This window comes from Actinoplanes regularis, assembly GCF_900188005.1.
In the GTDB taxonomy this organism is placed as follows: domain Bacteria; phylum Actinomycetota; class Actinomycetes; order Mycobacteriales; family Micromonosporaceae; genus Actinoplanes; species Actinoplanes regularis.
In genome coordinates, this window is the sequence record NZ_FZNR01000011.1 from 42,381 (window position 1) to 66,824 (window position 24,444).

Genomic DNA, 24,444 nt, shown 5'->3' on the forward strand with positions numbered 1-24,444 from the left:
CGAGGAACGGGGTGAGCACGCGTGGGTGAGCGCGCCAAGGCACTGTTGGTCGACGACCGGCGGGACAACCTGCTGGCTCTGGAGGCGATCCTTCAGGGCCTGCCGGTGACCCCGGTCGCCGTGGAGAGCGGGGAGGCGGCGCTCAAACAGCTGCTCACCGACGACTTCGCGGTGATCCTGCTGGACGCGCACATGCCCAACATGGACGGCTTCGAGACGGCCAGTCATATCAAGCGGCGGGAGCGGACCCGGCACGTGCCGATCCTGTTCCTGACCGCGGCCGACCGGGACGCCCAGCTCGCTCTCCGGGGTTACGCCGTCGGGGCGGTGGATTACCTGACGAAGCCGTTCGACCCGTGGGTGCTGCGCGCCAAGGTTTCCATCTTCGTCGAGCTCTGGACGAAGAATCAGCAGCTCAAGGCGCAGTCCGAGATGACCCGGGAGCGGGATGCCCAGTGGCACCGGCTGACCGAGACGGTCGACGAGGCGGCCCGGGTGCTGCGGGCCGGTGGGGACGACGCCGCCGCCGAGGCGCTGGCGCTCCTGGAGAAGGCGCGCTGGGGTAACTGATCGCTCCAAATGTGACCTGGGTCACGTGAGGCAACGAAGTTTGATCGCCGTGCCACAAGCGGTCGAAGCCTCTTCCCCCAGGAGCTAGGAGCGACATGCGGCACGCACACGCACACCCCGACGACGCCATGGCCGCGAGCCGGCGTCGCCGCCGGATGATCACGGGACTGGGTGCGGCCGGCGTCGCCGGTGCGGTCACCGTGTTCGTGGCGGTCCTCGTCCCCACCGCCTCGGCCAGCACGATGTTCGGCGACGACTTCGAGAACGGCGCGACCGGCTGGTCCAAGTCCGGCGGTACCTGGACGGTGGTGACCGACGGCTCGAAGGTGTTCCAGCAGTCCAAGGCGGAGAGCGCGCTCTCCCGGGTCTTCGCCGGCGAGACGACGTGGAGCGACTACTCGGTGCAGGCCCGGGTCAAGGGTGTGAACCTCGGCAGCAGCGGCCTGGCCGGTGTCGCGGCCCGCGCCAGCAGCTCGTCGACCATGTACCGGCTGGCCCTGCTCGGCTCCGGTAAGGCCGAGATGCAGGCGGTCAAGGGCAGTGTCGTTTCGGTGCTCGGTTCGGCCTCGATCAGCAGCGCCACCGCCTGGCACACGCTGCGGATCGACGCGTCGGGCAGCACGATCAAGGGGTTCCTGGACGGGACCGCGATCGGTAGCGCGACCGGGACGCTTGCCGCTCAGGGCCGGATCGCCCTGGTCACGAGTAGGGCCTCGGCGGAGTTCGACGACGTCACGGTGAACCCGGTGAGCGGTTCGACAGCCACAGTTACAGCCACAGTTACCGCGACCGCTACTGCCGGCGCGTCTGCTTCGGCTTCCGCCACGCCGACCAAGACCGCGACCGCGTCGGCCACCTGGCCGACCGCGACCGGGTCGAAGGCGGTCACCGAGACCATCGAGGTCTCCGGCAGCCTCGACGGCGGCAACGTCCGCTACTTCGGCAGCGGCGACCTCGGCACCTCCTCGCAGGACGAGGACCAGGGCCCGCTCTTCGAACTGGCCGACGGCGCCAGCCTGTCGAACGTCATCCTGGGCGACCCGGCCGCCGACGGCGTGCACTGCCTCGGCTCCTGCACCCTGACCAACGTCTGGTGGGAGAACGTCGGCGAGGACGCCGCGACCTTCAAGGGCGGCACCTCGGCCGCTTACACCGTGAACGGCGGCGGGGCCAAGGGCGCCGACGACAAGGTCTTCCAGCACAACGGCGGCGGCACCCTGACCATCAAGAACTTCCAGGTCAGCGACTACGGCAAGCTGTACCGCTCGTGCGGCAACTGCAAGACCCAGTTCAAGCGCACGGTCGTGCTGCAGAACGTGACCGCCACCGGCAAGGCCAAGGCCCTGGTCGGCATCAACACCAACTTCGGTGACACCGCGACGCTCTCCGGCATCACCGTGGTCGGCGCCGACAGCCTGAAGATCTGCGTCAAGTTCAAGGGCAACAACACCGGCGCGGAGCCGACCGAGATCGGTTCCGGCGCGGACGGCGTCAACTGCAAGTTCTCGGATTCCGACATCACCTTCAAGTGATGTCCGGTGGCCGCCGGGTGCGAGCCCGGCGGCCATACCCCGATCTGAAGGGGCTTCCATGCGCGACGCCGCCTATCACGCGTACTTCGAGCGGCACCATGACTCGTTGTCACGGCTTGCGTACCTGATGATCGGGGACGCGTCGGCCGCCGACGACCTGGCGGCCGACGCGATGACCGAGGTGTGGCGGCACTGGGACCGGGTGCGGGCGGCGGACGACCCGGCGGCGTACGGGCACGGGATCTTGATGAATCTCGCCCGTAACTGGATCCGCAAACGTAGCCGGGAGCGCCTGTTCTCCCTGGAGGTCCTGAAACGGGCCCCGGAGCCGGACGTCCCGGCGGTCCTCGACGTGCGCCGCGCGCTGGCCGAGCTGCCCCATCGGCGGCGGGCCTGCGTGGTGCTGCGGTACGCGTTCGACCTGTCCGAGCGCGAGGTCGCCACCACCCTCGGGATCTCCGAGGGCGCGGTGAAGAGCGCCACCTCGCGCGGAGCGAAGCAACTGGCCGAGCTGCTCGGCGACGGTCTGGCCCGGATCAACGGATGGGAGGCGGCGGCCTGATGCTCACCGACGACGAGCTGCGCGCGGTACTGCGCGCCGAGGCGGCGGCACATCGGCCCGACCGCGCCGCGATCCTCGAGCGGGCCACCCGGACGACGATGCGGAACGAGGCCGCGCGAAGGCGCGGTCCGCGGGTCCGGATCGCAGGCGCGGCGGCCGCGGTGGCCGCTGTGATCGGGGGCGGTGGCGTCGCCCAATGGGCCTTGGCCGGTGGAACGGGATCCGACCGGCCCACGCCACCGCCCCCACCCGTCACCGTCTCGGCATCCCCGGCGGTCGCCCCTTCGGCGTCGCCCAGCAGGTCGTCGCCGAGCCGGCGGCCCGGTAAGCCCACCGCGCCCTCCGTGGCCAGCGCCGAGCCTGCGGCGGACACCACCGCGATGGGGCCGCTCCGGTCCGGCGGGTCGGTCGAGGTGGGCGGGAAGACGCGGGCCAACAGCGTGGTGACGATCAGGACCGGCGAGGCGCTGACCGCGCTCGAGGTGACCATCCGACTGGCCGGAACCGCCGGACTGGTCCCCAGGAGCGGCAGCCAGCAGGTGCCCGGCGCGAGCGTGGACAGCAGTGTCACCGAGGAGGCGGGCGCGCTGGTCTACCACTTCACGCTCTCCTCCGGGGACACCCTGGACCCGGGGACGTACACGTTCTATGCGCGGTACACGTACGCGCCGGGCGGCCGTGACCCCGGCGCAGACAGGTACGCGGTGACCGCGACCAGTGGCTCCGGTGCGGCGCTGACGGTCGGCGGCGGCTTCGGCTGAGACCTCTGTCCACAGGCGACGCGATGGCCGCCCGGACGGTTCCGCAGGTGTGACAGCATCGCGGTATGCCTGAGCTGACGGTACGGCCGATGTTCGTCGAGGAGTTCGACGAGTGGCACGAGGGCGTTCTGCGTTCCTTCGCCGAGGAGCAGGCCGCGGCTGGTTCCGGGACGTTGGAGGAGAACCTCCGGCGCGCCAGGGAGGGCCAGGCGACCTTGCTGCCGCGCGGCCCGGAGACCCCGGGGATGCTGTTCTTCCGGGGGGTACGCCCTGACGGCACCGTGGTCGGCTCGATGTGGATCGGCCTGGAGCATCCACGGGGCATCCAGGGCTGCGCGTTCCTCTACGAGATCGCCATCGACGAGTCGTTCCAGGGCTCGGGGTACGGGCGCGCCCTGCTCACCGCCGGCGAACGGATCGTCCGCGAGCGCGGGCTGACCGCGCTCGAGCTGAACGTCTTCGGCTCCAACGCCCGGGCGATCGGCCTCTACGCCACGAACGGCTATCGGGTGGTCACCCAGCAGATGCGCAAGGACCTGGGGTCAGGAGGTGCTGATCATGAGGGCTGAGCGGAGCCCGGTGATGTCCAGCACCCGCATCAGGAAATCGCCCACGTTCGCCAGCGCCAGCACCGACTGGTTGTGCTGCGCCTTGCGGCTGAGCACGACCAGCGTGCCCAGGCCCTGGGAGTCACAGAAGGTGACACCCGCCATGTCCAGCACGATGCGCCGCGGGGGCGGATCAGCGGCGAGGACTTCGTTGACGAGTGCGGACAATTCGGTGACCGTGAGCACGTCGATCTCCCCGGCGAGCCGCACGACAACCTCGTCCGGGGCCCCCTGAACCGTGATGGACAGCTCGGCTCGCTCCACGCCGGTCAGCCTATCCTTTTCGGGGCGGATCGGCCCGTTGGGCGGGGCTGAACCGGGCCGTACCGGACATCATCCGGTGACGTGAACAACCCTCTCAACATTGGCGCCCGTGCTCGCTGACAGAATGGGAACCGCTGTGACCACGACATATCCCACCGCGGGTCTTCCGTACCCGGAGGACGCCCCGGTCTCCCAGGCCCTGTTCGACCGCGCCCAGACCATCGTTCCCGGCGGGGTCAATTCACCTGTGCGTGCGTTCCGAGCGGTCGGCGGCACGCCCCGATTCATGGCCCAGGGCAGCGGTCCGTGGCTGACCGACGTCGACGGCCGGCGCTACGTCGACCTGGTCTGCTCCTGGGGCCCGCTGATCCACGGCCACGCCCACCCGGAGATCGTCGCGGCGGTGCAGACCGCTGCCGCGCTCGGCACCAGCTTCGGCACGCCCACCGCGGGCGAGGTCGACCTGGCCGAGGAGATCGTCCGGCGGACGGCCATCGACGAGGTGCGGCTGGTCAACTCCGGCACCGAGGCGACCATGACGGCGATCCGGCTGGCCCGCGGGTACACCGGCCGGTCGAAGGTGGTGAAGTTCGCCGGCTGCTACCACGGTCACGTGGACGCGCTGCTGGCCGCGGCCGGGTCGGGTGTGGCGACGCTCGGTCTGCCCGACTCGCCCGGCGTCACCGGCGCCGCCGCTTCGGAGACGATCGTGCTGCCGTACAACGACGTCGCCGCCGTCGAGGCCGCCTTCGCGGCCGAGGGCGACCAGATCGCCGCGATCATCACGGAGGCCGCCCCGGGCAACATGGGCGTGATCACTCCGCGTGAGGGCTACAACCAGAAGCTCGCCGAGATCGCGCACGCGCACGGCGCGCTGCTGATCGTGGATGAGGTGATGACCGGCTTCCGGGTCTCCGCCGGTGGCTGGGCCGGGCTGCACCCGGTCGACGCCGACCTGTTCACCTTCGGCAAGGTGATGGGCGGTGGCCTGCCCGCGGCGGCGTTCGGCGGCCGCCGGGAGATCATGTCCCGGCTCGCTCCGGCCGGCCCGGTCTATCAGGCCGGCACGCTCTCCGGAAACCCGCTGGCGTGCGCGGCCGGCCTGGCCTCGCTGCGACTCGCGGACGCGGACGTTTACAAGCGCCTCGACGAGCTGGCCACCACGATCGGTGGCCTGGCCTCGGCGGCGCTCGCCGGGGCGGGCGTGCCGCACCGGTTGTCGTACGCGGGCAACATGTTCTCGATCTTCTTCACCGAGAACGAGGTCGTCGACTACGACTCGGCGAAGACTCAGGACGCCGGTGCGTTCAAGGCGTTCTTCCACAACATGCTGGCGCGCGGGGTCTACCTGCCGCCGAGCGCCTTCGAATCGTGGTTCGTCTCGACCGCGATCGACGATGAGGCACTGGAGCAGATCGCGGCCGCGCTGTCACACGCCGCGCGGGCCGCAGCCGCAGCGGGGAGCCAGGCGTGAGCGACCGAAGGGAGCTCACCATTGGGCTCGGTGTCAACGCTCAGGACGGTACGGAGCGAAGCGGAGTAGCGGCATGAGCCAGTCGACCAAGACCACCGTGCATGTCTTCCGGCACGGGGAGGTCTACAACCCCACCAAGATCCTGTACGGCCGGCTGCCCGACTTCCACCTCTCCGAGCTGGGTCATCAGATGGCCAAGGCAGCCGCTCAGGCGCTGTCCGGGCGGGACGTGACGCACGTGGTGGCCAGCCCGCTGGAGCGCGCGCAGGAGACCGCCGCACCGATCGCGGCCGAGTTCAAGCTGGACATCGCGAGCGACATCCGGTTGATCGAGAGCTCGAACTACTTCGAGGGCAAGCGGGTCTCGGTCGGCGACGGCGCGTTCAGCAACCCGCGGCACTGGTGGGTGCTGCGCGACCCGATCACCCCGTCCTGGGGCGAGGCGTACCTGGTGATCGCCCAGCGGATGTTCGAGGCGTTGCAGGCGGCCCGGGTCGCCGCCGAGGGCCACGAGGCGGTCTGCGTCTCCCACCAGCTGCCGATCTGGACGCTCCGGCGGTACGTCGAGGGCAAGCGCCTCTGGCACGATCCGCGCAAGCGGGAGTGCGGCCTGGCCAGCCTGACCTCGTTCCGCTTCGAGGGGTCCAAGGTGGTCGGCATCGACTACACCGAGCCGGCCGCGCATCTGGTCGCGCTCTCCGCCACCGCCAAGACCGCCAAGGGAGCCTGACCGTGCGCCGTCTCCTCGGCCTCGCCCTCGCCGCGGCCACCACCGCCGGTGTCCTGGCCGGCTGCGGCGGCGGGGAGGACTGGGTGAAGGACTGCACGACCACCAACGGCGTGGTGGAGTGCGACGCGGCGAACCGGCACCAGGTCGGCGCCGTGACCGGCGAACTGCTGGACGGCGGGACCTACGACGTCGCGAACGACCGCGGCAAGGTGGTCGTGGTCAACTTCTGGGGCTCCTGGTGCGCGCCGTGCCGCGCCGAGGCGGCCGATCTGGAGCAGACCTACCAGGCCACCAAGTCCAAGGACGTGACGTTCCTCGGGATCAACTCGCGCGACGACCGGGACGCGGCGAAGGCGTTCGAGAAGGGCCGGGTCACCTACCCGAGCATCTACGACTTCGACGGCGACGTGGCGCTCCAGTTCGACGTGACCCAGACGAGCACGCCGGCCACCCTCATCCTGGACCGTCAGGGCCGGATCGCGGTCGCGCTGCGGCGCTCCACCACCGCCAGTGAGCTGCAACCCCTGGTGGAACGGGTGGCGGCGGAGAGGAACGGCTGATGGGTGACGCGTTCAAGGAGATGGCGACCAGCGGGCCCCTGGCGCTGGCCATCGGCGCGGCGCTGATCGCCGGCCTGGTCAGCATCCTGTCGCCGTGTGTGCTGCCGTTGGTGCCCGGCTACCTCTCGTACGTGACCGGCCTGGCCGGCTCGGACCTGGAAGCGGCCATCGGTACCACTCGCCCGGCCTCGACCGGCGAGGGCGGCGGGGTGGCCACGGCCACCAAGAGTCGCACCGTCGCGCTGAAGAGCCGGGTGCTGGCCGGCAGCCTGCTGTTCGTGCTCGGTTTCTCGGTGGTCTTCACCCTGATGATCACGCTGGTGACCGGTTTCGTCTCCACCCTGATGATCAACCGGGACACGCTCAACCTGGTCCTCGGCGTGCTGATCATCCTGCTCGGCCTGGTCTACCTCGGTTGGATCCCGGGGCTGCAGCGGGAAGCCCGGATCAGCAAGCTGCCGTCGGCCGGCCTGCTCGGCGCCCCGGTGTTCGGCGCGATCTTCGCGCTCTCCTGGATCCCGTGCACCGGCCCGACGCTGGGAGCGGTGATCGGCCTGGCCACCACGACCGGCAGCACCGACCGCGCGGTGATCCTGGCGCTGGCCTTCAGCCTCGGGCTGGGTGTGCCGTTCATCCTGTTCGGGCTCTTCTTCCGCAAGCTCATCGGGGTCTTCAAGACGATCCGTCGCAACAGCCGTTGGGTCACCCGGATCGGTGGCCTGCTGCTGCTCGCGGTCGGCATCACGTTGGTCAGCGGCCAGTGGCTCTACTTCCTGGCCTGGCTGCAGAGCACCCTCGATCTCGGTGGGGAGCCGCTGTTGTGACCATCGTGGAGGAACGTCCGGCGACCGCCGAGGTGCCACCGCCGCGTCGCCCGAACCCGCTCTGGACGCTGCTGCGTAACTCCTGGCGCCAGCTGACCAGCATGCGTACCGCGCTGGTGCTGCTCTTCCTGCTGGCCGTCGCGGCGATCCCCGGCTCCTACTTCCCGCAGTACGCGGTGAACCGGGAACGGGTGTCGCAGTACTACACCGCGCATCCCCAGCTGGCGCCGTGGGTGGAGCGGCTGGGCGGCTTCGACGTCTTCGCGTCCCCCTGGTTCGCGGCGATCTACCTGCTGCTGTTCACCTCGCTGATCGGCTGCGTGCTGCCCCGGCTGCGAGACCACGTGCGGGCGCTCCGGACCGTACCGCCGGATGCTCCCAAGCGGATGGACCGTCTGCCGCAGCATGCCCCGGCGACCGCGCGGCCGGAGGATCCGGCCGCGGCGGCCGAGAGCCTGGCCCGGATGCTGCGCCGCAAGATGTTCCGGACCCGGGTGGTGGAACTGCCGGACGGCGGGTTCTCGGTCGCGGCCGAGAAGGGCTACCTCAAGGAGACCGGCAACCTGCTCTTCCACTTCGCGCTGCTGGCGGTGCTGATCGGCGTCGGATTCGGGCACTGGTACGGCTGGCACGGCAACCGGCTCCTGGTGGCCGGTGCGGACCAGGGCTTCTGCAACTCGATCACGCAGTACGACGATTCCGCGCTGGGCCCCCGGGTGACCGCCGCCGATCTGCCGAAGTTCTGCCTGCGGATGACCGACTTCGAGGCCACCTACCAGAGCACCGGCCAGGCGAAGTCGTTCCTGGCCACGGTCGAGGTCAAGGAGGGCTCCGGGGCGTACCGGAAGGCGAGCTTCACGGTCAACGACCCGCTCCGGCTGCACCACGCCAACGTGCATCTGATCGGCCAGGGCTACGCGCCGGTGCTGCGCTACACCGACCGGTACGGCGTGAGCCAGGAGAAGGTCGTCGCGTTCCTGCCCGTCGACGGCATGCAGACCAGCGAGGGCGTCGCCCAGTTCCCGGACGTCAACATCGACCCGGCGACGAACAAGCGCGACGATCAACTCCAGGTCGGGTTCGAGGGCGTCTACCTGCCGACCGGCGGCACCGATGGCAGCGCCACCTCGAAGTTTCCCGCCGAGAACAACCCGGTGCTCTACCTCGCGGCGTACCGGGGGAACCTGGGACTCGACGTCGGCAAGACCGGTTCGGTGTACGCCCTGGACCGCGGCCAGATCAACAGCGGTGCGCTGAAGAAGGTCAGCGGCGAGCGGCCGTACGTGCTGCGCCCCGGCGAGACCCTGACCCTGGACGACGGCACGAAGCTGGAGTTCGTCGGCACCCGGCAGTTCGCCACGCTCTCCATCCGGTATGACCCGACGCAGTCGTTGCTGCTGGTCGGTGCGGTGCTCGGGCTGATCGGGCTGATGCTCTCGCTCTTCGGGCACCGGCGCCGCGTCTGGTTCCGGGTGCTTCCAGCGAACGGTCAGGAAACCGGCGGTAGCGTGATCGAAGCCGGTGGCCTGCCCCGAACCGACTATCCGGGCTTCGCGGCCGAGTTCGCCGCGCTGACCAGGCCCGCCGCCGAGGACGGGCACGCCGAGGAGGGAACGCCCTGATGGGTGAGTTGTCCAACCAGCTCATGGCGCTGACCGTGCTGGCCTACCTGACCGCGATGGTCTGCTACGCGGGTGAGTACGCGTTCGGCCGGCGCAGCTTGATCGGCAAGGCGGCGACCAGGCCGGCCCGACAGCTGGTCGGCGCCGGAGCCGCGGTCGACGAGGTCGTCGAGCCGGTCGTCAAGGCGCCGGCGAAGGTGGATCGTGGCGAGTGGTCCGGCCGGATCGCCGCCGCGGTCAACGTCCTCGCCCTGGCGCTGCACGCCGGCACCCTGGTCACCCGGGGTATCGCGGCCGAGCGCATGCCGTGGGGCAACATGTACGAGTACATCCTCTCGGCGACCTTCGTCGGGTCGGCGGTCTGGGTGGGTGTGCTGCTGCGCCGCCCGGCTCTGCGGCATCTCGGCCTCTTCGCCTCGCTGGCGCTGGTCGTGCTGCTCGGTGCGGCCGATCTGCTCGCCTACACGGCGCCCGCGCCGCTGGTTCCGGCCCTGCACTCGTACTGGTTCTTCGTGCACGTCTCGACGATCATCATCTCCTCCGGCATCTTCCTGATCGGTGCGGTGCCGGCCGCGATGTTCCTCGTCAAGAGCGGCTACGACCGGGGCAAGCGGAGCTTCCCGTACACGCTGGGCAAGCGGGTGCCGGCGTCGGCGGCGACCCTGGAGCGGCTGACGTTCCGGCTGCACGCGTTCGCGTTCCCGCTGTTCACCTTCGGTGCGCTGATCGCCGGGCCACTGTGGGCGGAGGCGTCCTGGGGCCGGTACTGGGGGTGGGACCCCAAGGAGGTCTGGGCGTTCATCTCCTGGGTCGTCTATGCGGCCTACCTGCACGCTCGGGCCACCCCGAGCGTCAAGCGGAGTGTGGCGACCTGGATCGCGCTGTTCGGCTTCGTGACGATGCTGATGAACCTGTTCGGCGTCAACCTGTTCTTCGAGGGCCTGCACTCGTACGCGAACGCGGGCTGACCGCTTTCAGTCCGGGCAATCGCCCGCGCTCCACGTGTCGTAACGAGTCGTCCAGTCCAGGCAGTAGCCGCCTTTGCGCTGCTGCTGTCCTGGACTGACCCCGGTCAGCGTGCTTACGTCCGAACGCCAGAAGCGCTGCGGACCGCCGTCGGCCGGGCGCAGTTGCACGTTGTCGGCCTTCACCGGCGGCACGTCGATCCGGCCCGGCTTGCCGCCGTCCGCGTGCACCTCGACGTACTGCTCGACCATCGCGCTCTCCCCGATCGGGAGCTTCGGCGCGGTGAGCAGGTTCCACCGGTCGTTCCACCACAGCCACGCCTGCCAGACCCCATCCGTGTCGGTGTGCAGGTCCAGCCAGACCGTGTCGCCCGCCTTGATCGGGTACTGGTCGTAGAACTGCCAGCCCTTGGTGTTCGTGTTGTACGTGTAGATGCGCGGCTGCCCCGGCGACCGCCACCCGGTCTCCGCCCAGCCCGCCTCCAGCCAGGCGATGTTCCCCTTGCCCAGGTCGCGTTTCACCATGAATCGGCTGGCGATGAAGTCGTAGGTGCCGGCCCGGATCGAGCTGTCCACCACGGAGTAGCGCCCGGACACCCCGCCCCACTCGCCACTCGTGCCGGCGCCCAGGTGGTGGTATCCGCTCGGGGTGAAGCCGGGGGCTTTCCTCGTACGTACGGCGGACTCCAGCGCGATGACCCGGCACGCACCCGGCGCCGACGCCGAAGCCGGCCCGGTCGGTGGCCTGCCGGAGGCCGGTCCCGGAGCACCGCAGACCGGGAGCCGATCCGCCCGCGCGGAGACCGCCGGGGCCGCGGCCGCGAGCCCGGCCAGGAGTCCGACCAGGGCGCACCACCGGGCAACGTTCCGCCGCTTCACGAATCCTCAACGCGAGGCGCGGATCAAGAGTGACGGACCTGGCCGGGAGCGAGGCTCGCGACGGTGCCAGACTGTTGCGCATGGCGTCTCGTGGGTTTCCCTATGCCGATCTGCAGAGCTTCCTCGCCGCCCTGGAGCAGGCCGGTGAGCTGCGCCGGGTCACCGTTCCGGTGGACCCGACGCTGGAGATCAGCGAGGTGGTGACCCGGACCGTCCGGGCGGAGGGGCCGGCGCTGCTCTTCGAGAACCCGACGCGCGGCGAGATGCCGGTCGCGATCAACCTGTTCGGCACCGAGAAGCGGATGGCGATGGCGCTCGGCGTCGACTCGCTGGACGAGGTCGGTGACCGGATCGGCGCGCTGGCCAAGCCGGAGTTGCCGGTCGGCTGGTCCGGGATCCGGGAGGGCATCGCCAAGGTGCTGCAGCTCAAGTCGGTGCCGCCGAAGAAGGTGAAGAGCGCGCCCTGCCAGGAGGTCGTGCTCAAGGGCGATGAGGTGGACCTGAACCGGCTGCCCGGCCTGCAGGTGTGGCCCGGCGACGGCGGGATCTTCCACAACTTCGGGCTGACCCACACCAAGCACCCGGAGACCGCCAAGCGCAACCTGGGGTTGTACCGGCTGCAGCAGCACTCGAAGAACACCCTCGGCATGCACTGGCAGATCCACAAGGACTCGACCGCGCATCACGCGGTCGCCGAGCGGCTCGGGCAGCGCCTGCCGGTGGCGATCGCGATCGGCGCCGACCCGGTGGTCTGTTACGCGGCCAGCGCCCCGCTGCCCGGCGACATCGACGAGTACCTGTTCGCCGGTTTCCTGCGCGGCGAGCGGGTGGAGATGGTCGACTGCCTGACCGTGCCGCTGCAGGTGCCGGCGAACGCGCAGGTGATCCTCGAGGGTTATCTGGAGCCCGGGGAGCGGTTGCCCGAGGGCCCGTTCGGCGACCACACCGGTTACTACACCCCGGTCGAGCCGTTCCCGGTGCTGCACATCGAGTGCATGACCATGCGCAAAGACCCGGTCTACCACTCGATCGTCACGTCCCAGCCGCCCCAGGAGGACCACGGCCTGGGCAAGGCGACCGAGCGGATCTTCCTGCCGCTGGCCAAGATCTTGATTCCGGACATCGTCGACTACGACATGCCGGCCGCCGGGGTCTTCCACAACTGCCTGATCGTGTCGATCCGTAAGCGCTACCCGAAGCACGCGCAGAAGGTGATGAACGCGATCTGGGGCGCCCATCTGATGTCGCTGACCAAGCTGATCGTGGTGGTGGACGAGGACTGCGACGTCCATGACTACAACGAGGTGGCGTTCCGCGCGTTCGGCAACGTCGACTACGCCCGTGACCTGCTGCTCACCGAGGGGCCCGTGGACCACCTGGACCACTCGTCCTACCAGCAGTTCTGGGGCGGCAAGGCGGGTGTCGACGCCACCCGTAAGCTGCCTGCCGAGGGCTACACCCGGGGCTGGCCGGAGGAGATGGTGATGTCGCCGGAGGTCGTCTCGCTGGTCGACAAGCGGTGGAAGGAATACGGGCTGTGACAGCGACCGCTTCGGAGCAGCCGGGGAAGGTCAAGTCCTTCCTGCGGCTGGTCATGATCGAGCACTCGATCTTCGCGCTGCCGTTCGCGTACCTTTCGGCGCTGGTCGCGATCGACCGGGACGGTAGCGGGCGGCACTGGGGCGACCTGGTGCTGGTCACGATCGCGATGGTGTCCGGGCGGACGTTCGCGATGGCCGCGAACCGGATCCTGGACCGCAAGATCGACGCGCTCAATCCCCGTACCCAGAATCGCGAACTCGTCACCGGTGCGGTGAGCGTCCGGACCGCCTGGACCGGCGCGGTCATCTCGCTGGTGGTCCTGGTCGTCGCGGCCGGCCTGCTCAACCCGCTCTGCCTGGTGCTGTCGCCGCTCGCGGTGGTCCCGCTGGTGATCTACCCGTACGCGAAGCGGTTCACGAACTTCCCGCACTACGTGCTCGCGCTCGCCCAGGCGGTCGCCCCGGTCGGCGCCTGGCTGGCGATCACCGGCACGTTCAGCGGCTCCGGCCCGGCCTGGGTGCTCGGCGTCGCGGTCGGCCTCTGGATCGGCGGCTTCGACATCATCTACGCCTGCCAGGACGTGGAGGTGGACCGGAAGATCGGTGTGCACTCCACGCCGGCCCGGTTCGGGGTGGCGACCGCGCTGCACATCTCCACGGTCACGCACGTGGTCACGTTCGCGCTGTTCGTCACGTTCGGGCAGCTGGTCGGTCTGGGTTGGCTGTGGTGGATCGGGCTCGCGGTGACCGCGGCCGGCCTGATCTACCAGCACGTGGTGGTGACCGCGAATGATCTCTCCAAGGTCAATCGGGCGTTCTTCACGGCGAACGGCTTCATCGCCATCGCGCTGTTCGGCTTCGCGTTGCTCGATCTGATCCTGCTGTAACCGGATCGACGATCGCCTCCGTCTTATCCGCGTGAGCGATAGAGAGGCCGACTTCCGGACGTTCGTCGCCGCGCGGATGGAACCGCTGCGTGGTCTGGCGTTCCTCACGTGCGGCGACTGGCAGGCCGCCGAGGACGCGGTGATGTCCGCCTTGTCGAAGCTGTACGTGAAGTGGAACGGCATCGACAACCATGACGCCTACGCGCGTACGGCGGTGGTCCGCGCGGCGATCGACGAGACCCGCCGTCCGTGGTGGCGGCGGGAGCGGGCGCACAGCCACGCCATGCCGGACCGCACGGTGCCGGACGGCACGCACGACGTCGACGACCGCCTCCGGATGCGCGAGGCGCTGAGCCATCTGCCGGCCCGTCAGCGCGCCGTGATCGTGCTGCGCTTCCTGGAGGGTCTCAGCGTCCAGGAGACCGCGATGGCTCTCAAGTGCCCCGAGGGCACCGTCAAGGTGTACACCTCGCGGGGTCTCGACACGCTCCGGCAGATGTTCGGTACCGAGCTGGAGGCTCGTCATGAAGCAGCTTTCTGACCTGCTGTGGGAGGCGAAGGCGGACGCGCCGCCGATGCGCTACGACGTCGACGACGTGGTGGCCGCGGGCCGCCGGAGAAGGTATCGCCGGACCGCGACGTGGGCGGTCGCCGTGGCGGTGGTGGTGGCGACGGCCGGGGTGGCGCTGGTCGTGCCACGGGGGCCGGCCGCCGTCCCCACCCCGCCGGTGGCGACCTCGCCCGCGCCGTCCGCGGTCGGGTCGTTCTACGACTACTCGTTCCGGGGTTTCAGCGCGGCCGGCTACCAGGTCACTCCCGATCGACTGCTGTTCGGCGTCAACATGGCGGAGATCTACACGGCCGGATCGCACGATCTCGCGGGATTCATCCTGGCCTACCAGCCCGGTGTCGAGCCCGGGAAGGGCGAGGGACCGATCACCGACACCGAGCCGATCAACGGCCATCGGGCGTACTGGGTGGGCAGCGTGCTCCACTGGGAATACGCGGACGGCGCGCTGGCCGTGGTGGCCAGCGGGCATCGCGGGGCGACCGACGAAATAATCTCCCGGGCGGATCTTCGGAGCCTCGCCACCGCTTTCGTGCCCGGAGGCGGGCCGTCCTCGCGGGTGGCGATGCGGGTCGGCTACCTGCCGGCGAAATACCGACTGGTTACGGTCTGGGAGCCGAGCAGCGGCTCCTGGGTGGAACTCGTGCCCGAGTCGGATATCGGGACGCCGTCGGGTCTCCAGACTCCGGCCATGTCCGCGGTGAACGTCCCGGGCGTCATCACGATCACCGTCATGAGGCCGGATGGCCTGCCCCATCCGAAAAAGCTGACCTGTGGCGGCAGGAATAGGTGCGAGGTTGTGGTGGGCGGTGGCTATCACCTGACCGTGCAGGGGCCCCGCGTGGCGATGGCGGAGATCGAGAAGGTGGCCAAGGCCGTTACCACCGTCGCCGATCCCGGAAACAGGGACACCTGGCTCACCCCAGGTGAGGCGTTCCCCACCTCGGCGCTGCTCACCGGTATCAAGTAGCACACTTGACGCATGCGCGAACCCTGGATCGTCGGCGTCTCCGGAGCCTCCGGCACCCCGTACGCGAGAGCGGTCATCACCGCCCTGCTGGACGCCGGTGAGTCCGTCGACCTGGTCGTCTCCCGCGCGGCCAGGTTGACGCTGCTGGACGAGACCGGTGCCACGATCCGGGACGCGCACTGGAAGGACGACGTCGCCGCCTGGCTGGGCCGTGACCTCGGCGATCTGGCCTACTGGCCGGCTGGTGACCTGGCCGCCGGCCCGAGCAGCGGGTCGTACCCGGCTCGCGGGATGGCGGTGGTGCCGGCCAGCACGGCCGCCTGTGCCGGGATCGCCATCGGGCTCTCCAAGGATCTGCTGCAGCGGGCCGCCGAGGTCAGCCTGAAGGAGCGCCGGCGGACCGTGGTGGTGCCGCGGGAGACCCCGGTGACCCGAAGCCACCTGGAGCATCTGATCGCCCTGCACGACGCCGGTGCGGTGGTGCTGCCGGCCAGCCCCGGTTTCTACGGGTCCGGGGCAGACGCCACCGCACGGCAACTCGTCGACTTCATAGCGGGCAAAGTGCTGGACTCGCTGGGCGTTGAACACACCCTGATGCGGCGATGGAACGGACGGCTAGGTGAACGCTAGCGAAGTGAGCGTTAGCGCAGACCGTTCGGCGGGCCGTAGCCCGCGCCCGGGTTGGCCGGGCCGTTGTTGCGCGGCTTGTTCGCCGCGTCGTCCTCGCGCATCTCCTCGATCACGCCGTCGCCCTCAAGAAGGGCCTTGACTTCGGATTCGCGGAATCGGCGGTGTCCACCCGGAGTACGGATGCTGCCGATACGCCCGGCTGCAGCCCAGCGCGTGACCGTTTTCGGATCGACGCGAAACAATGCGGCTACCTCGCCCGGCGTCAGCAGACGGTCTCCAGTGTCCACAACCCCCTCCTCGGTTCTGTTTTCTGGAGCGGCCGGTGGTCACACTGAGTGTCGGCATGCTCGATCGGGACGTAAAGCCATTAGAGCACCGCCCCTGAACCAAGTCCGTGAAATGCGGAAAAAGCCCCGATTGCGACAACGATCATTATCCTGCCCCCCATTCGCCGCTACCGGGCGTGAGTAGCGGCGAGCCACCCGATTAGGGTTTCAGACATGGACTCCATCGACCTCCGCCTGATCGACCTGCTACGGGAGAACGCGCGCTCGTCGTACGCCGAACTGGCCCGCAAGGTCGGGCTCTCCGCCCCCGCGGTGCACGAGCGTGTGGGTAAGCTCGAAGCCGCGGGCACCATCCGGGGCTACCGGGCCGACGTCGACCACGAGGCGGTCGGGCTGGGTGTCACCGCGCTGATCGGCATCATCGAGGATTCCGGCGCCGACACCGACGACGTGCTCGCCGCGGTGCGGGCCATGCCCGAGGTGGAGAGCTGCTATTTCATGGCCGGCGTGGAGTCGTATCAGCTGATCGTCCGGGTCGGCACGATCGCCGAGCTGGAGCAGTTGATCGTCCGGATCAACCGCACCCCCGGGGTCGCCTCCACCCGGACCGCCATCGCCCTCTCGACGAAATGGGAGAACCGGCCGCAGCCCGGCGTAGGCTGACCGTCGGCGGGGGTGGCCGGCATCGACGCGCCATGATTAGATCCCGCGCGTGGAAGATCTTTCGCCTTCGGCGATGCCGGAAGCGGCGCTTGGAGCGGTGCCGGAAGCGGCGCTTGGACCGGCACCCGAACCAGGCGCGATGCCGCCGGAGCGATCCCGGAAAGTCCTGCTGCTCGCCGCCTTCGTAGCGCTTCTGCTCGTCGCGGCCGGCGGTGCCGTGGTCTTCTGGCCGGCCCGGAACGAGCCGGGCGTGGACACCGCCACCCCGAAACCGAGCCGCCCGCTCACGCCGTTCGAGCAGACCCTGCAACTGCTGGAGGCCCAGGCCGCGGCGTTGACGAGCGGTGACGAGAAGGGCTGGCTCGCCCCGCTCGACCCGGCGAACAGGAAGATGACCGCCCGCTACAAGATCATCTATCGAAACCTGCGCGCGCTCGAGATCAGCCACGCCGAGTTCCACGCCGAGAAGCAGCCGGAGGCGAGCTCCGGCGACACCGTGGTGGCCGACGCCGCACTCGCCTACTGCCTCAGTGGCGTCAGCTGCCCCAGCTGGCGACGGAGCTCGTGGGTCGAAGGGCCGCCGCAGGCCGCGTACCGGGTGACGGTCAAGCGGGTCAACGGTGCGTACCGGATCACCGCGATGACCGACAAGGGCGCCGCCGACGACAACTACCTGCAGCCGGCCCCGTGGGACAACCGGGCGCTCACCGTGCTCAAGGGCAAGCGCGTGATCGTGGCCGGCCCGAGCAGCCAGGCGAAGCGCCTCAAGCAGGTGCTCGCACTGGCCGAGAAGGCCGCCAAGGCGGTCGACAAGTACGCGGGTTACATCAGGAACCCACAGCGCCGCTACCGCGTCTACGTCGCCGACGAGAGGGGCTGGAAGGACTGGTACGGCGGCGTCGACGAGGACTGGATCATCGGATACGAGATCCCGTTGAACGCCACCGGCGGCGACGTCATCCTGCGCGCCAAGTCCGCCGGCGACCTGCGCCAACTGGCCGTCACCGTCAAGCACGAGCTCGCGCACGTGGTGACCCTGGCCAGCGGGCACTGGGAGACCGGCGACGATCAGTGGCTGGTCGAGGGCATCGCCGAGTACATCGGCGCGCTGCCGCGCAAGCCGCAGGAGACCGGCAACCACGACGTGCTGGCCGAGACGTTCCGCAGGCGTGGCGTGCCCAAGAGCATCGCCGTGCCGTCCCTCACGGCGAAGGCGGACGATCTGACGGTCAACACGCTCTACGCGATGGGGCATTACGCGACGGCGTGCATGGCCGACAAGTTCGGCGAACGCAAGCTGATGAGGTTCACCGACATGGTGCTGCGCCAGGCGAAGAAGCCGGACGAGGCTTCGCGGAGCGCGTACGGCAAGCCGTTCGCCACCGTCGACCGGGACTGCCTCAGCTGGATTCGGAAGCGGGTCTGAGATCCGGATCGATCCGCCGGGCGAGGCCCGGGTAATCGAGCACGAGGCCCTCGGCGTCGACCGTCAGGTCAGCGGCGAAGGTCTCGCTCGCATACCGGATCCGGTTGTCACCCAGCGGCGTGTAGATCTGGTCCGCCTGGATCACCTCCAGGCTCGGGACCAGGACCCACGCCACGCTCAGCCGGTGTGACAGGCCGGTCTCGCTGTTCAGCAGCCCCAGGCGGCGGATCGGCAGCGTATTGGTCAGCGGCGACCCGCTGAGGTCCACGTCGAACGCCCCGTAGAGCAGGTCCGGGTCCTCGATGCCGGGCAGCCCGGCCCGGGCGTGTCCGGCCGCCACCAGCGCCGCGTCCAGGTCACCCTGCTCGGAGGTGGTCGCCCGCCAGCGCCCGGCGGCCAGTTCCAGCCGGACCCCGCGAGCCCAGCCGGCGCCCTCGGTTCGCACGTCCAGCCGCGCGGTCGTCCAGCCCGGATCCGTCTGGATCTCATATCGGCACACGTGACCCACGGGCTTGGCCGCCAGCGTGGTGCCCTGGGCATACAGCCCGTTCCGTATGTCCAGGCGCACATACTCACTACCGGCGACATCCCGGCGTTCCCAGAACAACCCCGCGGAAAGAACGCCCATACCGGCAAGCTACTCGGGTTTGCCGCCGCGGTGACGCGGGTTTCGATCCGCGATCACCGGTCTTCCGCGCGACGCGGGCCTCGGTCCGGGCCGCTACCGCGGCTCCCGGCACGTTCATTTTTCCCTCAGTACGACCTACGCGCCCCCACCACAGGCAGAGCCAAGCCCCGCCCGCCGGGCGGTCATCCTGTGGACGTGCCTGTGGAAAACCACCGGCGAAAGCCGGGAGGTCCCCACCGCGGAAACGCCGAAGACCCCGGCTCGCGGCAGCGAACCGGGGTCTTCGATCAATCGTCAGTAGCTACGAGCCGGGCGGGACGAGTTGAAGCGTCCACCCGGGCCCTCACGGCGCTCGGTGCGCTGCCCGTCCCGGCGCTGTCCACCGGACGGCCGGTCACCGCTGCGGACCGGACGGTCGCCGAAGTGGCGCTCGCCCCGCGGCCGGTCACCGAACCCGCGGCCGGCCGGCTCACCCGTGCGCTCACCCGTGCGCTCACTGGGGCGCTCGCTCGTGCGGTTCTCGAAGGTTCCACGCTCGCGGTTCGGGCGGTCGAAACTCCGCTCACCCGCCGGCCGGTCACCACGGTACCCACCCCGGTCCGACCGGTCGCCGAAGCGCTCGTTCCGGTCGCCGTAGGAACGCTGCGGCCGGTCGCCGTACCGCGGCCGGTCGCCGAAGCGGCCACGGCCACCACCGGACCGCTCACGGCGCGGCTCCGGCTCCTCGACCACCGGCACGCCGCTCGGCTCCTGGGCGCCGGTGATCTCCGCGAGCTTCTCGTCGCCGACCCGGACCCGGACCTCGGCCGGCGCCACGCCCGCCTTGGCCATCATCGCCTGGGTGGTGCGGCGCTGCTTCGGCAGCACCAGGGTGACGACCGCGCCGGACTCGCCGGCCCGCGCCGTACGCCCGGCCCGGTGCAGGTAGTCCTTCGGGTCCTTGGGCGGGTCCACGTGCATGACCAGGGAGACCCCGTCGACGTGGATGCCACGGGCGGCCACGTCCGTGGCGACCAGGACGTTCGTCCGGCCTTCCTTGAACTCGGCCAGGGTCCGGGTGCGCACCCGCTGGGTCTTGCCGCCGTGCAGCGCGCCGGCCCGCACACCGACCGCCGCGAGCTGCTCGGCCAGCCGGTCCACGCCCATCTGGGTGCGGGCGAAGACGATGGTCTTACCGGCCCGGTTGGCGATCCACGAGGTGATCGGGAACTTGTCGGCCGGCGGGATCAGCAGCAGGTGGTGATCCATCGTGGACACGCTGGCCTCGGCCGGCGCGGTGGAGTGGGTCACCGGGTCGTGCATGAAGCGCTTGACCAGCGCGTCGACGTCACCGTCCAGAGTGGCCGAGAAGAGCAGGCGCTGCGCGTTCTCCGGGGTCTTCGCGAGCAGGTCGGTGACCTCGGGCAGGAAGCCCATGTCGGCCATCTGGTCGGCCTCGTCGAGCACGGTGATCTCGACGTCGTCGAGGCGGCAGGCGCCCCGCTCGATCAGGTCGGCGAGCCGGCCCGGGGTGGCCACGATGACCTCGACGCCGCGGCGCAGGGCGTCCATCTGCCGGTCGTACGGAACACCGCCGACGGCGGTCTTCAGGAAGACACCGACCGCGCGGCCGACCGGCATCAGCGAGTCGGCGACCTGCATCGCCAGCTCACGGGTCGGCACCAGGATCAGCGCCTTGGGGTAGTGCGGGCGGGCCTTGCCACCCTGAGCGATGCGCGCGAGGACCGGCAGGCCGAAGGCGAGCGTCTTGCCCGAACCGGTCTGGCCACGGCCCAGAACGTCGCGTCCGGCCAGGGCGTCCGGAAGGGTCGCGGCCTGGATCTCGAACGGGGTGGTGATGCCCTCACGGTTGAGGACGCGCACGATCTCGGACGGCAGGCCCAGAGCGGCGAAGGTGGGAACCGGCGCGGCGGCGGTCTCAACCGCGGCGGTCTCAACCGCGGGGGTCTCCGCTGCCGCGGTGTCCGTCACGACGGTGGTCTCGGCCGCCGGGGTTTCGGTCACGGGGGTCTCATCGGCGACGGTGTTGTCGAAAACGGACGGGAACGTGCTGGGGTCAGCGAAAGTGGTCAAGAGAACCTCTCTACGGGGGCGCATGCTCGCGAATGGCCCGCCGCGGAGGTGATGTTGAAACCGCCCGCTGAAATGCCCGCAAGAACGCCCATGGCGCGCACCGGGTGGGCGCGCCGCTTCAATAACTGCGATAAGTGTACGGGTGAACGCCGGGTCCACCGACCGCATTCCCGTCGGGTAGTGGGCAGGCTCACCTCAGCGCACAACCTCGCCAGCTTAGGGCACTCTCGGCCGAGCGGCAACGACGCGGGGCCGTGGCCGCCCGGTCCCTGGTCAGCCCGAGACGCCCTTGAGCATGTCGGTGAAGCTGCTGCCGACGGTCAGAACGAAGACCAGGCTCACCGTGACCAGCAGTCCGAGAACGACCAGCATGGCCAGCACCACTTTGAGGTTGCCGCGCCGCTCGTCCACCGGCGCGTCGTGCCAACCCTGGGCCAGGATGTGCCCGGTGAGTGAGCCGGAGTTCTCCACCGGGTCATTCACCGGCATGGTCATGTCGATCGCCGGGTAGCCGCCGGTGCTGCCGTAGAGCTGGCCGCCCGAGCCGCGCTGCGGGGACGTTGGCCCCGGCTGCGTCGGCACGACGTTCACCGGCATGGTCGCGTCGATGTTCGTCGCGGTCGCGAGGTTCACCGCGATCGTCACGTCACCGGCGCCGGGCGCGGCGAGGTTGACCGGCATGGTCAGGTCACTGCCGTCCGTCAGATCGATCGGCATCGTCCGGTCGCTGCTGGCGTCGTTCGCGATTGTCAGCGGCGCGGTCAGGTCGACGTTCCCGGCGGCCGTGATGCGGACCGGCTGGGTCATGTCGGAGTCTCCCGGTGCTGGTGGAAAGCCGGGGGTGCCGTAGGACATGGGCGGAAGGACTCCCGTCGGGCCGCCGCTCTCCGGCGGCATCGTGTACGAAGGCAGACCGTTCCCGATCACCGGGGGTGGCGGGAACACCGGGCTCGGTGCCGGCATCGGCGGCACCGGTGAGGGACCGGGACCAGGGGGAATGGGGCTCGGCGGGTACGGATCCGGCAGGGGGCCGGGAGGCGCGGGGACCGGACGCGGCGGGGGCGTCGGCGTGGGGAACGGCCCGGGCTGAGGCCCCGGGATCGGCCCCGGTGCGGGCTTGATCGGCCCCGGAGGTACCGGCTCGGGCTTCTTCGGCTTCGGCTCGCCGGGCCTCGGTTCCGCAGGCTTCGGTTCGTCCGGTTTCGGCTCGTCCGGCTTCGGTTCGTCAGGCTTCGGTTCGTCGGGTTTCGGCTCCGAGGGCTCGGCCGGCTTCGGGTCGGCCGGTTTCGGGTCGGCGGGCTTCGGGTCGGCCGGCTCCGGGGTCGGCTCGCCGGCCTTCGGCTCGGACGCGGTGCCGTAGACGGTCGACGACTTCCGCTCGGCACCGCTCGTCGGCGCCGGCACACTGGCCCGCGCCACGCCGCCGCCCGGAGAAACCGGCACCGGCGCGGGGGAGACGGAGGCGGAGACCTTCGCCGGCTGCGGGTCGGACCCGGCCCACAACGCTCCCGGTGCGGGAGGTGGGGGTGGCGAGTAACCCTCGGCGTCGTCCGCGGGCGGCCGGACGGCCGGCGACGTGGAACTATCGCCGTCCCTGGTCGCCTGCTGCTCGTCCATGGATCCTCCCGACCGCCGCTGCCGACGGGTCTGGACGTCGGTGCTGACCTAACCGTGCCACATCAGGCGGTAGGAGCACACCCGACATCGAGCCGATCAGCCCTTCGACGAAAGGGCCGAGGGGCTGATGACCGGTTCGGATCGTTCCCTATTCCGTCCCGCCCGATTTCCAGACTAGAGGTCAGTTGCCATCGGACGAGGCCGTGGACGAGGCGGAGGCCACGGACGACTTCGACGTCGTGGCCGTCTCCGAGGCGGAGTCGGTCACGGTCGCCGAACTCGAGGTCGAAGTCGAGGTCGAACCGCCGGTGGGAGTCTCCGAGGTGGTCTCCACCGGGTCCGGCGACTTGCTCGTGGCCGTCGGGTCCGGGGTATTGCTCGGGGTCGTCGGCGCCGTCGAGGTCGGTGTGCTCGGCTGTGTGCTGGGCGGCGTGGTCGGAGTGCTCGGCTTGGTGCTCTTGGACGGTGACGGCGATGCCGGCGGCTTGGTCGTCTTCGTCACGGTCGGCTTCGGCGTCTTGGTCGGCTCCACCTCGGAGTCGGGGGTGCCGAGATCGATGTCGTTGGTGCCGCCCGGGACCGCGCCGTACACCCGGGTGGCGCCGAAGAGCGTGCCCCACCGGACCGGGACGAGCCGCACGTTCAGGCCGGTGCGCGGCGCCTCGACCATCATGCCGTCGCCGGCGTACATGGCGACGTGGTGGATGCCGGTCCAGCTGTTGGTGTAGCTCCAGAACAGCAGGTCGCCGGGGAGCAGCGAGTATCGGTCGACAGCCTTGTTGCGGGTCTGCCAGTACTGATCGCGGGAGACGCGGGCCAGCGGGAAGCCCGCGCCGGTCGAGCGGTACGCCCGGTACATCAGGCCGGAGCAGTCGTACGCGTCCGGGCCCTCCTCGGACCAGACATACGGATCGCCGCGCTGGGCGAGCGCGAACTGCAGCGCCAGGATCGCGTTCGGGTCGGCGCCGCGGCCGTTCGTACCGTTCAGGTACTGCTGGCCGAGGGCCTGGTCGGCCGCGTTCGCGAGGGCCTCGGCGGCGGCCAGCTCGTCGGCGTGCTCCGCCTCGAGCTTCGCCTGGGCGGTCTGCTTCGTCGTGAGCTGGGTGTTCAGCTTGCCGTATCGCGAGACCAGGCCGGTGTACTTGTCGGCGGTGAGGGTCTGCTCGTCGAGCGCGATCTGCGCGGCGATCTGCGCGGACTCCAGGTGGTTGATCGCCGAGGCGTCGGTCGGCCGCTCACCACGCTCCAGGCGGGCGAGCTGGTCGAGGCCGAGGAGACCGGAGTCGAGCGCGCCGGGCGGGACCGCGGCGGCCTGCTGCATCGCCTGGCTGGCGGCGGTCACCGCGTCGGTCTGCGCCGTCTGCAGGTTGGCCTGCGCGTCGGTGACCTTCTGCTGGGCGGTGGTGACCTGGGTCTGGGCGAGGTCGCGGTCGGCCTCCAGCATGAGCAGCTGGTCGCCGAGCTCGTCGACCGCGATGCGGCCCTTCTCGATCTGCTGGAGCACCGGGTTGGTCGCGGAGCCGGGGATCGTGCTGACGGTGGTCGTGTTGACCGGGGTGTTGGGCAGCACGAGGGCGCCGAGCTGGGTGGGGCGCGAGCCGGAGTCCGGCACACCCGCGGCCGCCGGCTGACCGGTGGGCGGTGCCGCCAGCGCCGGGACAGGCTGGAAGAGCGCGGCCAGAGCCGCTGCGACCGCCGCCGACAGGGTGAGGGGTCGCAGTCGGGCATACACGGATCGTGATGTAGCCGGTCCGTGTCGTGACGCCATCGACATGAGCTCCCCGTCCGGGACGATCGATCAGA

The 24,444-nt window shown here is 70.1% G+C and carries 25 protein-coding genes; 18 read left to right on the plus strand and 7 right to left on the minus strand.

The window, feature by feature from the left end; translation table 11 throughout:
* Positions 1 to 21 precede the first annotated feature (21 nt).
* The 5 genes from CHC09_RS26405 (at position 22) to CHC09_RS26425 (ending at position 3,994) form a co-directional block, all read left to right on the plus strand.
* Positions 22 to 570 carry a response regulator gene (locus CHC09_RS26405; RefSeq protein WP_089295903.1) on the plus strand — a complete coding sequence of 183 codons (549 nt, stop codon included), beginning with the start codon at positions 22 to 24 and terminating at the stop codon, positions 568 to 570.
* A gap of 95 nt (positions 571 to 665) precedes the next feature.
* Complete coding sequence (locus CHC09_RS26410) at positions 666 to 2,102, plus strand: pectate lyase (RefSeq protein WP_089295904.1); 1,437 nt, start codon at positions 666 to 668, stop codon at positions 2,100 to 2,102.
* Positions 2,103 to 2,160: 58 nt separating this feature from the next.
* Positions 2,161 to 2,664 (plus strand): SigE family RNA polymerase sigma factor, encoded by a 504-nt coding sequence (locus CHC09_RS26415; RefSeq protein WP_089295905.1) that lies wholly within the window; start codon positions 2,161 to 2,163, stop codon positions 2,662 to 2,664.
* Positions 2,664 to 3,425 carry a hypothetical protein gene (locus CHC09_RS26420; RefSeq protein WP_143232565.1) on the plus strand — a complete coding sequence of 254 codons (762 nt, stop codon included), beginning with the start codon at positions 2,664 to 2,666 and terminating at the stop codon, positions 3,423 to 3,425. Before CHC09_RS26415 ends, CHC09_RS26420 begins: the two co-directional genes overlap by 1 nt.
* A 65-nt stretch (positions 3,426 to 3,490) precedes the next feature.
* On the plus strand, positions 3,491 to 3,994 hold the full coding sequence (locus tag CHC09_RS26425; protein WP_089295907.1) for a GNAT family N-acetyltransferase: 504 nt from the start codon (positions 3,491 to 3,493) through the stop codon (positions 3,992 to 3,994).
* Here CHC09_RS26425 and CHC09_RS26430 read toward each other — a convergent pair.
* A complete protein-coding gene (locus tag CHC09_RS26430; protein WP_089295908.1) occupies positions 3,968 to 4,297 on the minus strand; it encodes an STAS domain-containing protein in 330 nt (109 codons plus the stop codon). The genes CHC09_RS26425 and CHC09_RS26430 overlap by 27 nt on opposite strands.
* A gap of 124 nt (positions 4,298 to 4,421) precedes the next feature.
* Between CHC09_RS26430 and hemL the strand changes: the two genes are divergently transcribed.
* From hemL to ccsB, 6 genes are all read left to right on the plus strand, one after another.
* Positions 4,422 to 5,771, plus strand: a complete 1,350-nt coding sequence (gene hemL / locus CHC09_RS26435; RefSeq protein ID WP_089295909.1) for a glutamate-1-semialdehyde 2,1-aminomutase — start codon at positions 4,422 to 4,424, stop codon at positions 5,769 to 5,771.
* A gap of 73 nt (positions 5,772 to 5,844) precedes the next feature.
* Positions 5,845 to 6,501, plus strand: a complete 657-nt coding sequence (locus tag CHC09_RS26440; protein WP_089295910.1) for a histidine phosphatase family protein — start codon at positions 5,845 to 5,847, stop codon at positions 6,499 to 6,501.
* 2 nt (positions 6,502 to 6,503) lie between these two features.
* Positions 6,504 to 7,061 (plus strand): TlpA family protein disulfide reductase, encoded by a 558-nt coding sequence (locus CHC09_RS26445; protein ID WP_089295911.1) that lies wholly within the window; start codon positions 6,504 to 6,506, stop codon positions 7,059 to 7,061.
* The gene (locus tag CHC09_RS26450) at positions 7,061 to 7,885 is read left to right on the plus strand and encodes a cytochrome c biogenesis CcdA family protein (protein ID WP_089295912.1); all 825 of its coding nucleotides are present in this window, start codon (positions 7,061 to 7,063) and stop codon (positions 7,883 to 7,885) included. Before CHC09_RS26445 ends, CHC09_RS26450 begins: the two co-directional genes overlap by 1 nt.
* Complete coding sequence (gene resB / locus CHC09_RS26455) at positions 7,882 to 9,507, plus strand: cytochrome c biogenesis protein ResB (protein ID WP_089295913.1); 1,626 nt, start codon at positions 7,882 to 7,884, stop codon at positions 9,505 to 9,507. The genes CHC09_RS26450 and resB overlap by 4 nt, the downstream gene beginning before the upstream one ends.
* A complete protein-coding gene (gene ccsB / locus CHC09_RS26460) occupies positions 9,507 to 10,475 on the plus strand; it encodes a c-type cytochrome biogenesis protein CcsB (protein ID WP_089295914.1) in 969 nt (322 codons plus the stop codon). Before resB ends, ccsB begins: the two co-directional genes overlap by 1 nt.
* 6 nt (positions 10,476 to 10,481) lie before the next feature.
* Here ccsB and CHC09_RS26465 read toward each other — a convergent pair whose 3' ends face one another.
* Complete coding sequence (locus tag CHC09_RS26465; protein WP_239138625.1) at positions 10,482 to 11,351, minus strand: hypothetical protein; 870 nt, start codon at positions 11,349 to 11,351, stop codon at positions 10,482 to 10,484.
* Between the two features lie 80 nt (positions 11,352 to 11,431).
* Here CHC09_RS26465 and CHC09_RS26470 point away from each other — a divergent pair, with 80 nt between their 5' ends.
* Genes CHC09_RS26470 through CHC09_RS26490 form a run of 5 tightly spaced genes read left to right on the plus strand, consistent with a single transcriptional unit; the run spans position 11,432 to position 15,947 of the window.
* On the plus strand, positions 11,432 to 12,892 hold the full coding sequence (locus tag CHC09_RS26470; RefSeq protein ID WP_089296091.1) for a menaquinone biosynthesis decarboxylase: 1,461 nt from the start codon (positions 11,432 to 11,434) through the stop codon (positions 12,890 to 12,892).
* Positions 12,889 to 13,779 (plus strand): menaquinone biosynthesis prenyltransferase MqnP, encoded by an 891-nt coding sequence (gene mqnP, locus CHC09_RS26475; protein WP_089295915.1) that lies wholly within the window; start codon positions 12,889 to 12,891, stop codon positions 13,777 to 13,779. The genes CHC09_RS26470 and mqnP overlap by 4 nt, the downstream gene beginning before the upstream one ends.
* Positions 13,780 to 13,810: 31 nt before the next feature.
* Positions 13,811 to 14,320: a SigE family RNA polymerase sigma factor gene (locus CHC09_RS26480; protein ID WP_089295916.1), complete on the plus strand. Its 510-nt coding sequence runs from the start codon at positions 13,811 to 13,813 to the stop codon at positions 14,318 to 14,320.
* Entirely contained in the window at positions 14,304 to 15,317 is a 1,014-nt protein-coding gene (locus tag CHC09_RS26485) for a hypothetical protein (RefSeq protein ID WP_089295917.1), read from the plus strand. The genes CHC09_RS26480 and CHC09_RS26485 overlap by 17 nt, the downstream gene beginning before the upstream one ends.
* Before the next feature lie 12 nt (positions 15,318 to 15,329).
* A complete protein-coding gene (locus tag CHC09_RS26490; protein WP_089295918.1) occupies positions 15,330 to 15,947 on the plus strand; it encodes a UbiX family flavin prenyltransferase in 618 nt (205 codons plus the stop codon).
* Between the two features lie 11 nt (positions 15,948 to 15,958).
* Here the strand turns inward: CHC09_RS26490 and CHC09_RS26495 are convergent, their stop codons facing one another.
* Entirely contained in the window at positions 15,959 to 16,234 is a 276-nt protein-coding gene (locus tag CHC09_RS26495; RefSeq protein WP_089295919.1) for a BldC family transcriptional regulator, read from the minus strand.
* Positions 16,235 to 16,447: 213 nt separating this feature from the next.
* Between CHC09_RS26495 and CHC09_RS26500 the strand changes: the two genes are divergently transcribed.
* Complete coding sequence (locus CHC09_RS26500) at positions 16,448 to 16,897, plus strand: Lrp/AsnC family transcriptional regulator (protein ID WP_089295920.1); 450 nt, start codon at positions 16,448 to 16,450, stop codon at positions 16,895 to 16,897.
* Positions 16,898 to 17,036: 139 nt separating this feature from the next.
* Complete coding sequence (locus CHC09_RS26505; protein WP_089295921.1) at positions 17,037 to 18,323, plus strand: hypothetical protein; 1,287 nt, start codon at positions 17,037 to 17,039, stop codon at positions 18,321 to 18,323.
* Here CHC09_RS26505 and CHC09_RS26510 read toward each other — a convergent pair.
* The 4 genes from CHC09_RS26510 to CHC09_RS26530 all read right to left on the minus strand — a co-directional run bounded on the left by CHC09_RS26510 (position 18,298) and on the right by CHC09_RS26530 (position 24,373).
* Positions 18,298 to 18,951 (minus strand): putative glycolipid-binding domain-containing protein, encoded by a 654-nt coding sequence (locus CHC09_RS26510; protein WP_089295922.1) that lies wholly within the window; start codon positions 18,949 to 18,951, stop codon positions 18,298 to 18,300. The genes CHC09_RS26505 and CHC09_RS26510 overlap by 26 nt on opposite strands.
* Positions 18,952 to 19,245: 294 nt before the next feature.
* Positions 19,246 to 21,024: a DEAD/DEAH box helicase gene (locus CHC09_RS26515; protein WP_089295923.1), complete on the minus strand. Its 1,779-nt coding sequence runs from the start codon at positions 21,022 to 21,024 to the stop codon at positions 19,246 to 19,248.
* A 273-nt stretch (positions 21,025 to 21,297) separates the two neighbouring features.
* Positions 21,298 to 22,641: a hypothetical protein gene (locus CHC09_RS45440; protein WP_143232567.1), complete on the minus strand. Its 1,344-nt coding sequence runs from the start codon at positions 22,639 to 22,641 to the stop codon at positions 21,298 to 21,300.
* Between the two features lie 181 nt (positions 22,642 to 22,822).
* The gene (locus CHC09_RS26530) at positions 22,823 to 24,373 is read right to left on the minus strand and encodes a C40 family peptidase (protein ID WP_239138624.1); all 1,551 of its coding nucleotides are present in this window, start codon (positions 24,371 to 24,373) and stop codon (positions 22,823 to 22,825) included.
* Positions 24,374 to 24,444 lie beyond the last annotated feature (71 nt).

What these genes read in the sequence shown, in the direction of transcription:
- CHC09_RS26410 (WP_089295904.1), top strand. Translation starts at nt 666, where the DNA reads ATGCGGCACGCACACGCACACCCCGACGACGCCATGGCCGCGAGCCGG.
- CHC09_RS26415 (WP_089295905.1), top strand. Translation starts at nt 2,161, where the DNA reads ATGCGCGACGCCGCCTATCACGCGTACTTCGAGCGGCACCATGACTCG.
- CHC09_RS26420 (WP_143232565.1), top strand. Translation starts at nt 2,664, where the DNA reads ATGCTCACCGACGACGAGCTGCGCGCGGTACTGCGCGCCGAGGCGGCG.
- CHC09_RS26425 (WP_089295907.1), top strand. Translation starts at nt 3,491, where the DNA reads ATGCCTGAGCTGACGGTACGGCCGATGTTCGTCGAGGAGTTCGACGAG.
- hemL (WP_089295909.1), top strand. Translation starts at nt 4,422, where the DNA reads ATGGGAACCGCTGTGACCACGACATATCCCACCGCGGGTCTTCCGTAC.
- CHC09_RS26440 (WP_089295910.1), top strand. Translation starts at nt 5,845, where the DNA reads ATGAGCCAGTCGACCAAGACCACCGTGCATGTCTTCCGGCACGGGGAG.
- CHC09_RS26450 (WP_089295912.1), top strand. Translation starts at nt 7,061, where the DNA reads ATGGGTGACGCGTTCAAGGAGATGGCGACCAGCGGGCCCCTGGCGCTG.
- ccsB (WP_089295914.1), top strand. Translation starts at nt 9,507, where the DNA reads ATGGGTGAGTTGTCCAACCAGCTCATGGCGCTGACCGTGCTGGCCTAC.
- CHC09_RS26470 (WP_089296091.1), top strand. Translation starts at nt 11,432, where the DNA reads ATGGCGTCTCGTGGGTTTCCCTATGCCGATCTGCAGAGCTTCCTCGCC.
- CHC09_RS26485 (WP_089295917.1), top strand. Translation starts at nt 14,304, where the DNA reads ATGAAGCAGCTTTCTGACCTGCTGTGGGAGGCGAAGGCGGACGCGCCG.
- CHC09_RS26490 (WP_089295918.1), top strand. Translation starts at nt 15,330, where the DNA reads ATGCGCGAACCCTGGATCGTCGGCGTCTCCGGAGCCTCCGGCACCCCG.
- CHC09_RS26500 (WP_089295920.1), top strand. Translation starts at nt 16,448, where the DNA reads ATGGACTCCATCGACCTCCGCCTGATCGACCTGCTACGGGAGAACGCG.
- CHC09_RS26505 (WP_089295921.1), top strand. Translation starts at nt 17,037, where the DNA reads ATGCCGCCGGAGCGATCCCGGAAAGTCCTGCTGCTCGCCGCCTTCGTA.
- CHC09_RS26510 (WP_089295922.1), bottom strand. Translation starts at nt 18,951, where the DNA reads ATGGGCGTTCTTTCCGCGGGGTTGTTCTGGGAACGCCGGGATGTCGCC.
- CHC09_RS45440 (WP_143232567.1), bottom strand. Translation starts at nt 22,641, where the DNA reads ATGGACGAGCAGCAGGCGACCAGGGACGGCGATAGTTCCACGTCGCCG.